Source organism: Pseudomonas viridiflava, assembly GCF_003702045.1.
Classification (GTDB): domain Bacteria; phylum Pseudomonadota; class Gammaproteobacteria; order Pseudomonadales; family Pseudomonadaceae; genus Aquipseudomonas; species Aquipseudomonas viridiflava_C.
The window spans coordinates 132,632-145,137 of the sequence record NZ_RBTP01000022.1 but is presented as its reverse complement, the minus strand read 5'-3'; the positions used below and the strand labels follow the sequence as shown (position 1 = coordinate 145,137).

The following is a 12,506-nucleotide window of genomic DNA, read 5'->3' as shown; positions in this document are numbered from 1 at the left end:
GAATAAGCAGGAACCCGTCAGGCTCTTGGGTTGTCGACTAGGCTCTGTCCAGTAAAACCGCTCACCAAAACGAGCCTGGACACCCGAATTTTCAACATGAGAGGTCGCCATGAGCCTGTTGCTTGAGCCTTATACCCTACGCCAGTTGACCCTGCGCAACCGGATCGCCGTATCGCCCATGTGCCAATACTCCAGTGTCGATGGCCTGGCCAATGACTGGCATCTGGTCCACTTGGGAAGCCGTGCGGTAGGCGGCGCCGGCTTGGTGCTTACAGAGGCGATGGCCGTGACCCCGGAGGGCCGCATCACGCCTGAAGACCTCGGCCTGTGGAACGACGAACAGATCGAACCGCTGCAACGCATCACGCGCTTCATTACCGCGCAGGGTGCAGTGGCGGGCGTTCAACTGGCGCACGCCGGGCGCAAGGCCAGCACCTGGCGCCCTTGGCTGGGCAAGCATGGCAGCATCCCGGCAAGCGAAGGGGGATGGACCCCGGTCGGTCCGTCGGCGATCGCCTTCGACCCGCAGCACACCGTGCCGGTCCAGTTGAGCGAGTCGCAGATTCAAGAACTGATCAAAGCGTTTGTCGACGCGGCACGCCGTTCGCTCACCGCGGGTTTCAAGGTGGTGGAAATTCACGCGGCGCATGGTTATTTGCTTCATCAGTTCCTGTCACCCCTGAGCAATCAGCGCACCGATCAATATGGCGGTTCGTTTGAAAACCGCATTCGCCTGACGCTGCAAGTGACTGAAGCGGTCCGCTCCATCTGGCCTGAAGAACTGCCTTTGTTCGTGCGGGTGTCCGCGACCGACTGGGTGGAAGATGGCTGGAACCCCGACGAGACGGTAGAACTGGCACGTCGCCTCAAAGACCTGGGTGCGGATTTGATCGACGTATCGTCAGGTGGCACGGCTGCGAGTGCCGAAATTCCGGTCGGCCCCGGCTATCAGACACGCTTTGCCGAGCGTGTGCGCAAGGAGTCCGGCATCGCCACTGGCACGGTTGGCATGATCACGGACCCTGCGCAGGCAGAACACATTCTGCGTACCGGCCAAGCCGATATCATCCTGTTGGCCCGAGAACTGTTGCGTGATCCTTATTGGCCGTTGCACGCCGACGATGATCTGGGCGGTCGCCTCGCCACCTGGCCCGCGCAATATCAACGCGCGACTCATCGGGACCAACCGATTCACGAGTCCGATTTGCGCGACTGAAGACACCTCTTGCGTGGGCTTGGTCTGCATCGATGTGAGAGGCGGCTTGCCAGCGAGGCGGTTTTTCAGGCGCTATCTTTGCGACTGAGATGACGCCATCGCGGGCAAGCGCTTCTACGGTTCTGTTACACGGTCAGCGGCAGATCCGACCGTTATAGCCGCTCATTGGCGCTGTCCAGCAGCTCTGTCACCCTCGCGGTCAGCGCTGCGATGGCGAAGGGTTTGGGCAGCACGTACATGCCCGGCTCTAGCGTGTCATGTTCCAGCGCCGCGTTTTCGGCATAACCGGTCACGAACAAAATCTTCAGGTCGGGACGCACCGCTCTGGCCGCATCGGCGACCTGCCGGCCATTCATCCCGCCGGGCAGGCCGACATCGGTTATCAACAGATCTATGGCCGCTTTGGATTGCAGGATGACCAATGCCGTGGAGCCCTGATCGGCTTGCAGCACGACATAGTCCAACTCTTCCAGCACCTCGCTTATCAGCAATCGCACAGCGGGTTCGTCATCGACGACCAGCACCGTTTCGCCGCCGGCCTTCTGTGTCGGCACGGCTGGAAGAGCGACATCCTGTTCAAGGACTTCCGCGTCGCCTTCGAACATGGGCAATAGAATACTCAGCGTCGAGCCTTGGCCCACTTGAGAGGAGATATTCACGCCACCGCCTGACTGGCGGGCGAATCCGTAAATCATGGAGAGTCCGAGCCCGGTTCCCATCCCGATGGGCTTGGTTGTGAAAAACGGATCGAATGCCCGCCCCATGATCTCTTTCGCCATACCGGTGCCGGTGTCGCTGACCGTCAGCTCAACGTAGCGCCCCGCAGGCAATTCATGGGTCGCCGCCGTCGTGGCGTCCAGAAAGCGATTGCTCGTCTGGATCAATAATTGCCCGCCATCCGGCATGGCGTCTTTGGCGTTGATGCACAGGTTAAGCAGCGAATTTTCCAGTTGATGGGGGTCCACCATCGTGGACCACAGCCCCGGCTGAGCCCGCACGTGCATATCGATGGCAGGACCCACAGTGCGTCTGATGAGCTCGTCCATGCCTGCAACGAGTCGGTCGACATTGGTTGCCTTTGGGGCGAGTGTCTGGCGGCGTGAAAAAGCCAATAGGCGATGAGTCAACGAGGCTGCTCGTCTGGAACCCTCCAGCGCCGAGCCGATGTAACGATCCAGCTCTGCAAAACGGCCCTGTTTAACGCGGGCCTGCAACAGCTCCATGTTGCCGGTGACACCCATCAGCAGGTTGTTGAAGTCGTGGGCCAGGCCGCCGGTCAGTTGTCCGACCGCTTCCATCTTCTGCGACTGACGCAAGGCTTCTTCTGTAACGCGCAGTGCCTCAATGCGTTGTTTCTCATCGGTCAGGTGTTTGCCCAATGCGAAGATCACACCGTTGCTCGGCGCGGCTGTCCAGCCGAACCAGTGATACGTCCCGTCCACATGCCGATAGCGGTTTTCGAACAGCGGCAAGACGTGATTGACCGTATGCAGCAAGGCGTTCTGGGTGTCGGCCACGTCGTCCGGGTGAAGCAGGTCCATGATCGATGTGCCGACCAATTCTCGCTCGCTGCGTCCCAGCAGGTTGGTCCAGGCAGGGTTGACCCGCAGGAAGATGCCGCTGAAATCGAGCATCGCCAGCGGGTCGGGCGATATGTTCCAAAAGGTATCGAGCTCCAGCGTGCGCTGTTCCAGTTTGGCGGTTTGCTGCTTTTCCAACTGAATCAACTCTTCGATCAGAGCCAGCCGTTTATCCTCACTGGCCTTCAGGGCCCTTTGGTCAAGGACATGCCGGGTGGTTTCGTTGGTGGCGCAGAACATGCCCACGGTCACCCCATGCTCGTCGATCAGGGGCGAGAACGAGAATGACCACCAGGTCTGTTCGACCTCGCCGAAGCGAGCCATCGTCAACGGCATGTCCTTCCAGCGGCCGGCCTGGCCGTTCATCGCCTGTTGGACCAAAGGCAATACCTGGTCCCACACATCTGCCCACAACTCGTGCATCAAGGCACCGATTGCATAAGGTTTGCGCGGGCCGAGGATTGGCGCGTAGGCATCGTTGTGAAAAAAGATCATCTCCGGCCCCCACAGCAGGTACATCGACTCCGGGCTGTTGAGGATCAGATTGAGTGCGTTCTTCAGCGACACAGGCCACTCGGACAAGGCACCCAGCGGTGTCAGGCTCCAATCCCTGGACCTGATGGTTTCGGCTGCCTCACTGCAGCCAGCAGGGAAGCCAACGTGTGATATCACTTCAGGCAAACTCCCGATGGGCTGCAAGGTGTTCCTGCAAAATTCATAGGTAGTGATCGAGCTGATGCTCTTTTCCAGCTGAAAGGTCGCTATTGTCGTCTGTTTACGTCTACATGAATGGACTATTTCGAGCTGACAGGGTTGCACTGGCTGTCCAGAAACCTTCTGCGCCCTGCGACCCTGATTCGCTCATCTGCAACATCTGGAAGCACACCCGCCATCGGCGTACGGTCACTTCTGCTTAACCTGCGGGTCAATCATCCATCTGACTAACCTGTGGAGGTTCCTGTGAATACGCGTGGTTTACTCGATCAGTTGCTCAAGTCTGGCCAGAACATGTTGCAGGACAAGGTGAACGGCAAGTCTGGCAAGTCGTCTTCGAGCAGTGATTCATTGATGAACGGCCTGGGCAGTTTGCTTGGCGGTAATAAAGGCAGTGGTCAAAGCGGTCTGGGCGGCCTGCTGTCCGGGGCTGGCGGCGGCGCCTTGGCGGCCGGTGCCATGAGCCTGCTCAAAGGCAAGCGCTCGCGAGGCATGGGTGGCAAGGCGCTCACCTATGGCGGCCTGGCGGCCTTGGGTGTGATTGCTTACAAGGCGTACAACAATTGGCAGGCGAGCCAGGGTGTGGCGGGACAACGCGAGCCGCAGACCATCGACCGCTTGCCTGAATCGGAAGCCGAGCTCCACAGTCAGGCGATTCTGCGGGCGCTGGTGGCTGCCGCCAAGGCCGATGGTCATGTCGACGAGCGCGAACGCGAGCTGATCGAGGGTGAGTTCAACAAGCTGAGTCCCGACCAGACCCTGCAAAGCTGGCTGCATGCCGAACTGAACAAACCCCTCGACCCTGCCGAGGTGGCGCGAGCTGCGACAACCCCGGAAATGGCGGCGGAGATGTATATCGCCAGCGTCATGCTGGTCGATCAGGAGCACTTCATGGAACGCGCCTACCTTGACGAGCTAGCGCGGCAATTGAAGCTTGAACCCGGCCTCAAGGCCGAGCTTGAGACGCAGGTCCGGGACGCGCTTTAAGCCGACCGATGGACGCCTGACCGCTCGGCGGTCAGGCGTCCCGCCACGTCACGGATGCTCCAGGCTTTCAGCGTTGGTCAGCTCCCTGATCAGCGTCAGTTGCCGTTCCTTGACCAAGGACTCCAACTCCCTGATGCGCGCCTCATATTCCGGATGATCAAGACTGATCTGGCGACGCTCGAATTCGTCAGTCAACCGCGTCAGGTCGTTCTGATACGACCGTTCAAGCACTTCGAATCGGTCCGGCCAGGCTTCTCTCAGATAGCGGACCCAGTAATCCTGCTGCGCGGCGTAGCGCAAGAATGCCTCGCCCTGTTCCCCTGACTGGACACGCAGCAGCGCCTGATCGAACTCACCTGGTCGAATCGCGGCATGGGCTTCGAACAGCATGCTTTCCGGCGGCACCGGCAACTCCAATGCACTGGCCCAGTGGGTGCGATACGCCAATCTGACTTCCGCCTCGTCCCTGTTTCCGGCTTGCTCACGTGCGATTGCGTCCAGCTCTGAGAGCCGGAACAAGCGCCTGGTCAGACGATAAAGCTGAGCGCCGCGCTGCTCGGGAGCGACGTCTCGCAAGGACTGGCGAGTAAATACCAGCACTTCCATTTGATTGAACTCCAGCACGACACCGTCAGGGCACGTGTTGTGGTTGCGGAACAGCGTGAGGGGCTCTTCGGCAATGCCGTTGAGGGTCAGCCTGAGTTGTGGGTCCAGGCTGACCGCAGCGAGCACATTCCAGACGCGCTCCACCAGAGTGGAGCGGCTGGAAGGGTTGCGATAGTCGGCGGTATGGCGCAGCGAGCCGATCAGGTCCAGCAGATGACGCGCGTCTTCGCTGCCCTCCAGTTGCTCCCACATCTGGCGTCTGTCGATACTTCGTGGCTCGGCCTCGTCCAGCCAGGGGTCGACGGTGACCGGTTCCGGGGTCGGCGCAGGGCTGTCCGGGTCCGGTGTGGACGACAGGTATTCGGACAGTGACGAGTTTGAGCCCCAACGTGCCGCTCGGGTCATCGCAATCATTTCGGGCGGCAGGTCCATGTCGAAGCTGAACGAGCGTCCGTAACGCTCCGACCTCTGTGCCTGTTGCAGGGTGGCTGCGGAAAGCGGGTTGTTCAGCAGGCTGATTTCCGTGTGCGCGTGTGGGTTTTCGGGGTTGGCAAGGATAGCGTCCGGCAAATCGGTGATCAGGTTGCCTTCCAGCAGCAATGTTCTGAGCGGTGCCGGAATCAAATCATTGATCCAGACCGGCCATTCACTCAGCCCGACATTGTTTAGCGATAGCCAGTTCAAGCCGGTGCGGGTCAAGCCTGAAAGACTGTTTAGGTTGCCGATCCGGTTGTTGTCCAGTTCCAGCCGCTCGAGCGTGGGAATCCGGCTGAAGAAATCGATGTGGCCCTGATCGATCAACATGCCTTGATCGTTCAGGCTCAGCGTGCGCAGTGACCGGATTTCCAGCAGGGCCTGAGGCAGTTGCGTGAGCGGCGTGATGTGTCCGTCCATTTCAAGGCTGGTCAGTTCGCTCAACGGCAGCAGCAGTCGTTCGAGATCAGCGGGCGTTCCGGTGATTCTGCTCAGGTGCAGATACCGCACTTGACGATAGAAAAAGTCGGGGAGCCTGGGCGGGAAGTCGGCCAGCGCAATGTTGACCAGGCGCAGAGGCGTGTGTATTTGCCCAAGACTGAATGTGCGCCAGTGATCCATGATCAGCGTGCCGATGTGACGCCTGGCCTCAAGGGTTCGCTCAGTCGGGCCGCTCAATGAGTGAACGGCCTGGGCCCACTGCTCAAGCGCGGTCGTCAATACCGAGCCCATTTGCAACTGTTGCTCCAGCGCGGCCTGCACAGCAGGAGCAATGTCCATGAGGAACCTGAACGAGCGGTCGGGCGCAGCTTCGTTGATGCGCGCCCTGATCGTTGTAGGGCGAGACAGGTGGTTGCCCCGGATATCGATGAGCGTCTGCAGTCCAAGACCGGGCAGATTGTCCAGAAGGTGCTCCGGCAATTCGGTCAGTGTGTTGTGAGCCACCGAAAGCTCCTGAACGTGGCCGGGTATCAGTTCGTTCAGCCAGGCTGGCCAACCGTGCAAGCCGGTTCTCTCCAGCGTCAGACGTTCCAGGCGCAGCCAGCCCAGGTCCATAGGCAGCATCGCGCTCAGTCGGTTGCCGCTCAGGTCCAGCCTTCTGAGGTCGGGCAACTCCCGGAAGACATCCATTTGAGACTGGTCCAGAAAGATCCCCTGATTGACCAGTCCCAGCTCGGTAAGCCGAGGCAGTGCGCCTGCTACTTGTCGAGGCAGATTGATGAAGCCTGACGACTCGGGCGGCAAGAGGGTCGTTGGCTCGCTGGAGAGCAGCAATGATCGGGTGTTTGGAAAACGCTTGAGAAAACGCCCCAGCGCCTCACTGCTGCTCAGTTGCCGGGACAATGGCGTGTCGGCCGACACAGTCGGTTCGCTGCCGGAAGGCAGTCGGCTGTCGGCCGTGATGTTTTCCAGGTGCAGCCCGGTCACCCGGGAATGGATAAAGTCCGGCAGGTGTTCGGGAAAATCCGTCAGGGAAACCGAGGCCAGCCGCAACGGCTCAAAGGTGCGACCAATCTCGGGCATATTGTTGAGACGCCAATGCCGCCAGATCGCTGCGCTGATGCGCATCCGGCTGTCGACATGGGCCTGGGTCATGGGAGCAAAGTCCACAACCTCGTCGGTCCACCGGGTCATGCTGGCGCGCAATACGAGCTGCTCCTCCAGCAAGGCATTGAGCCGCTGATCAATGCTTCGGTTATTCCAGCCTGCGTGACGCAGACGGCTCAGAATCTCCTGAGCGAACGCGTCATCGAGTTCAAGCATTCGGATTTTGTCCAGCAGGCTTTCATCCGTCATGTGCCAGTCGGGATTGCCACGTCCGCTCAAGGTATAACCCAGACGACCGTCGGCCAGGCGCATGGGGGATCGGGAGCCGGGTTTGATCGCTTGCATGTTGAGCACCGGAGCCAGCGCCGGGCGCGCCAGCGGTTGCTGCTGAATCAGTCTTTCCAGTGCGTGCGACTGTCCGGTATTGGGAATGCCCAACTGCGTGCGCTGCGTGTCGGGCAGGGCATGGAGAATGGCGTTGTACAGATCGTCCAGACCATGCAAGTGCTGATCGTCGGCGTCGCGGGTCTGGTAACGATCGCCTTCCTTGATCAGCACTTTGCGAATCGGTGCCGCCTGCGGCCCTACGCTGTCGAGCAAGGGGCCGCCGAAAAAGCGTTCGTGAACCTCCAGCCTGATCTGCGCCGACCACCCCGGCAAGGTCTCAAGGCTGTGCAAAATCAGGCGGTCGGTGTCCGGATTTGACACCGACTTCAGGTACAGCCCTTCGTAGGCACGTGCCAGGCGTACCTGTTGCAGATAGACGTTCGCTTCTTCGCCTATGCGCAGGGGGACGCGCTGCTCATCGGCCAATTGACTCAATTCTTCCGGCGTCGCATGTCGGACCAGTTCTTCGATTATCCGATTCGGCAGCCCGGGGAATGCCTGCCTGATCGGCAGCCCGTTTTCGATGTCGGCGGTTTCCGAGGCGTGGTACTGATGCTCGAACAAACGGGCTCTGTCCGTGCGGGCGCGGTCAGCCAGCCTGGCTCGCAGGGTGGTCAATCTTGACGACACGCCCATCTGACCGGCTCCGAACTCTTCGTTCAGCAGCGTCATGGCCTCGGCGTTGCTTAAACCTTCCAGCGCCTGACGCAGCACATCGGGCCGATCAATGCGCACGCTCAGGGTGTCGGCAGGATCAATGGAGTGCGCGGGCGTGAAAGTGCGCAGCTGCGCGCCTTGGTTGTCCAGCAATTGCAATGCGCGCCGATCAGGCCAGCCGGGCTCCTGACTCAGGAGTTCAAGCTGAAGAAGCGGTGAAGCGTCGGGATCGTTGGCTTGCATGTGTTCGATGAAGCGGTCCAGCTCCTCATCCAGTTTGAAACGACGGGCTGTGTCTTCGAGCAGTGCAGGCGGGCGGTCCAGATCCTGAAGTGTCTGGCGCATCACCGATTCGGCGGTTCCGCTGACCTCCAGAATGCGTCTGGCGGCGAGGTCGGAAAACGTTTTGCTGGAATACCCCAGCCGTCGAAACAGCGTCAGGCCCTGAATCTCCAGAGGGCGATCAAGCGCGTGCAGCCATGTGCCCGCTGCGTTGTGTCGCAGGGGCGGCTGATAGCCCTCGGGACGTTCAGGGTGCTCCATCGCATAGCCACTGCCATCGGATGACGGGATGACGGAATAGGTTTTTCCGTCAATCGGCAGCCAGCGTTTGCCTTGATGGTGGTAAAGGCCGAGCGCATCAGGCTGCAAGCCATCGGGCAGCACGATGTCGTGGCTGAAGGGCGTCAGGTCCGGCTTCCAAAGCCGCGTGGCGCCGTTGGGCAGCTCCACGGCCTCCAGACTGGCGACGACATCGGGCACCTGCACGGCTGCCATGCCCGGTGCACTTGCACCTGCTGCACCCAGCGCGGTCATGAGTGCGATGTTCTCCACCACGTCGAACAGGTAGGCCACGGCTTGCTGCCGGTCGTCATGGGTCCAGCTTTCTACGCCTTCGTACACCTCGTGGACCAACTGGGCGGCCGTGACGGCCAGCATGACCTCGCCCAGCCCCGGCATAACGAATGCGGCGATGTTCAAGGCGTCGAACACTTTGTCCGTGAAGTACTGCACCCGCTCGGCAGAGGACTTCTGGTCCTGCTTCGCCGTCGGTACGCCATGAAACAACGCGTCATCTTTGAGTGCCGCGCATTTGCGCGCGTAAAGGTTGTCCAGCAAAGGGCCTGTCAGTCGCGTTTCGCGCAGGTCCAGCCGTGCGTTTTTATCGTCCTGGCGCTCCAGAATTCCGTTTTTATGGACCTTCGGGTGAAGGCGGTCGAACAGTTTTCCCAGCAGCGCGCCTTGATGACGCGCCGGGATAAAACGCTTGAAGAAACTCAGGTAGCCTTTGATGAACATCCGGTCACGCAGTGAGTTCAGAAACATCGCCACCGACTCATACTCCTTGAGCGGTGCAATGGGGTCGTCCGGTATGTAAACGACTATCTTCTCGACATGGTTTGCGCTTTCGCGGTCTTTGCCAAACACCACAATGCCGTTGAGTCCGACGTTCCAGAGCTGCAAGGTGCTGCACATCAAGGGCGAACCCTCAAGGCTGACCTCCTTTTTGTCCTCCAGTTGTTGCACTAACGCGTCATACATGGGTGGGCTGATCAGCTCTTTCATGAGCGCGATCAGCAACTGCAGTTTCATGGACGAGGCTTCCAGGGCCATGAAGTCAGCCTGTATCTGCTGCGCGGCCTCTTGCGCTGTCTTTCCGGCAAGCGGCGGTGGATTGAAGAGCGATTCAAGGTGCGTCTGGTACTGTCCACCCAAGTCCAGTTCCCGGCACAGCGCTGCGAAACCTGTGGGAGAGATGGACAAGGGCTGACCCGTGATGGCATTGCCCAGGATTTCGTACGAAGCGAACACCTGAGCCTGCATCCCGCTTCCGGCATCCATTGCACCTGGCGCGGTCTCCCAAGCCTCGAAATTCTGCAGCGCTGTCGTGAGCAACGGCTGTGTGGCAGCCCTCAATGCGACATTGGCCTGAGTCATCGGGTCCTTGGAGGCCGATTGGAAAGACGGGTCCACTGTGGCTCGTCTGGCATGGAGCAGCCAGGTATGAGTGACGTCCACTTCGAGCCCGAATCGCGCTTTTATCGCCGCTGTCAGCAATGGGCGAGCAAAGGTTTCCAGCGCAGGCAAGCGATCCAGGAGGCTAAGTACAGTCTGTTCTTTCTGGCGATGCTCGTCGTAAAGCCGTTGCAGCTCATTGACCTGTTCGGGGCTGGACGTGCGCGCCTTTGGTAGCCACGGCACCGAGCGGGTTGAGGCCGCGCGTATGGCGGCTCGGCATTCAGGGCTCGCCTGGATCAGCCATTGCGGTGCTTTGTCGTTTATCAATTGAGTGTGGGGGCCGGCCGGCATAGTTGCCGGCACGTGTTGATCAATCATTGAACTGCCTTGTCGTGAATGAATAGGCGGCGCAGCTTACTTTTGTGTTCCGGTCCCCAAGCCGTAACTATTTATGTGCGCACCGACCTACTTCTTCTTTACTTGGTTTTTCCAGCCTTTTGGTCTTTGCGACCTATTGTGATGTCGATGTCTGCCGATAGACACGTTGCGGGTAGTGTCAGTCGTTCGACATTTTTTTTGCGTGTTTGCCTACGTGTTATTACACGCAAATGAGTGTTTTGATTTCATTTTCGCATTGCCCGCGAATAGATGATCGGCTGGGCTATACTCACGCCGCTTGGGCCGTCTGTCGGTCCCCCGCGTCATGAACACGGCCGGATGCCGTTGTTGAACTCTTGAGGGCTGACTGTGAAGAACTGGACCTTGCGCCAACGAATTCTGGCGAGTTTTGCCGTCATCATTGCAATCATGCTGTTGATGGTGGTTGTGTCTTATTCCCGCCTGTTGTCGATCGAGTCCAGTGAAGAACAGGTTCGTCTCGATGCGCTGCCAGGTGTTTACTACAGCACCCTTGTGCGCAGTGCCTGGGGCGAGAGTTATATCCGCACGCTGGAGTTGATCGGCGAAGGTGAGGGGCGTGCCCTGACCAAGCAGGAGAAGGATCAGTTTCAGGGCTTCGACGATGCGTTGCAGTCTCAGATGGATGGTTATAAGAAGTCCATCTTCGATGACGCCGACAGAGCCCGCTTTGCGGTCTTCGAAAAACGCCGTGAAACCTATTCCCGGATGCTCGCCGAGGTCCATACCAAATATGAACGTGGCGACTATGCAGGTGCACGGGCAGAGTTTTACGGCGAGGCCAATCCGGTATGGACGGACGGGCGCAAGCAGCTCAACGAGTTGATCGTGGCCAACAAGCAACTGGCCGACCGTGCCACTGACAACATCGTCAATGCCGTGCTGGCCGCCAAGATCAGCATGATTTTTTCCTTGCTGATCGCTGTCATAGCGGCCGCGGCCTGCGGTTTGCTGCTGATGCGCTCGATCATTTCGCCGATGCAACTCATCGTCCGGATTCTGGAAACCATGCGCACGGGTGACCTGACGTCGCGTCTGAATCTGGCGCGCAAGGACGAGTTCAATGTAGTCGAAACCGGCTTCAACGATATGATGACCGAACTGACTGCACTGGTTTCGCAGGCGCAGCGTTCGTCCGTGCAGGTCACCACATCCGTGACCGAAATCGCCGCCACGTCGCGTCAGCAACAGGCGACTGCGACCGAAACCGCTGCGACCACCACTGAGATCGGCGCCACGTCGCGAGAAATCGCCGCGACGTCTCGCGACCTGGTGCGCACCATGACAGAGGTTACGTCTGCCGCCGATCAGGCCTCGGTTCTCGCCGGTTCCGGCCAGCAGGGTCTGGCCCGCATGGAAGACACCATGCATCAGGCCATGGGCGCGGCCAATCTGGTCAACGCCAAGCTGGCGATCCTCAACGAGAAGGCGGGCAACATCAATCAGGTGGTAGTGACCATCGTCAAGGTCGCCGACCAGACCAATCTGCTGTCGCTCAACGCCGCTATCGAAGCCGAGAAGGCCGGGGAGTACGGTCGTGGTTTCGCCGTGGTCGCGACTGAAGTGCGCCGCCTGGCCGATCAGACCGCCGTGGCCACTTACGACATCGAGCAGATGGTGCGCGAAATTCAGTCGGCCGTGTCTGCCGGTGTCATGGGCATGGACAAGTTCTCCGAAGAAGTGCGCCGTGGCATGTACGAAGTCACTCAGGTAGGCGAGCAGCTGTCGCAGATCATCCATCAGGTTCAGGCCCTGGCGCCGCGTGTGCTTATGGTCAACGAAGGCATGCAGGCACAAGCCACGGGTGCCGAGCAGATTAATCAGGCATTGGTGCAGTTGGCCGACGCCAGCAGCCAGACCGTCGACTCATTGCGTCAAGCCAGTTTCGCCATCGACGAGTTAAGTCAGGTGGCGGTCGGGCTGCGCGGTGGCGTTTCGCGATTCAAAGTCTGAGCACGGGC

5 protein-coding genes are annotated in these 12,506 nt (G+C 59.7%); 3 read left to right on the top strand and 2 right to left on the bottom strand.

Annotation, left to right across the window (positions count from 1 at the left end; translation table 11 throughout):
• Positions 1-109: 109 nt before the first annotated feature.
• Complete coding sequence (locus ALP40_RS08680; protein ID WP_122207885.1) at positions 110-1,216, top strand: NADH:flavin oxidoreductase/NADH oxidase; 1,107 nt, start codon at positions 110-112, stop codon at positions 1,214-1,216.
• 152 nt (positions 1,217-1,368) lie between these two features.
• Here ALP40_RS08680 and ALP40_RS08675 read toward each other — a convergent pair whose 3' ends face one another.
• Positions 1,369-3,468 (bottom strand): response regulator, encoded by a 2,100-nt coding sequence (locus ALP40_RS08675; protein WP_122207925.1) that lies wholly within the window; start codon positions 3,466-3,468, stop codon positions 1,369-1,371.
• A 288-nt stretch (positions 3,469-3,756) separates the two neighbouring features.
• Between ALP40_RS08675 and ALP40_RS08670 the strand changes: the two genes are divergently transcribed.
• Positions 3,757-4,497: a tellurite resistance TerB family protein gene (locus ALP40_RS08670; RefSeq protein ID WP_122207884.1), complete on the top strand. Its 741-nt coding sequence runs from the start codon at positions 3,757-3,759 to the stop codon at positions 4,495-4,497.
• 48 nt (positions 4,498-4,545) lie between these two features.
• On the opposite strand, the gene ALP40_RS08665 is transcribed toward ALP40_RS08670, so the two are convergent.
• Positions 4,546-10,506: an NEL-type E3 ubiquitin ligase domain-containing protein gene (locus ALP40_RS08665; RefSeq protein ID WP_122207883.1), complete on the bottom strand. Its 5,961-nt coding sequence runs from the start codon at positions 10,504-10,506 to the stop codon at positions 4,546-4,548.
• Between the two features lie 369 nt (positions 10,507-10,875).
• Here ALP40_RS08665 and ALP40_RS08660 point away from each other — a divergent pair, with 369 nt between their 5' ends.
• The gene (locus tag ALP40_RS08660) at positions 10,876-12,498 is read left to right on the top strand and encodes a methyl-accepting chemotaxis protein (RefSeq protein ID WP_122207882.1); all 1,623 of its coding nucleotides are present in this window, start codon (positions 10,876-10,878) and stop codon (positions 12,496-12,498) included.
• Positions 12,499-12,506 lie beyond the last annotated feature (8 nt).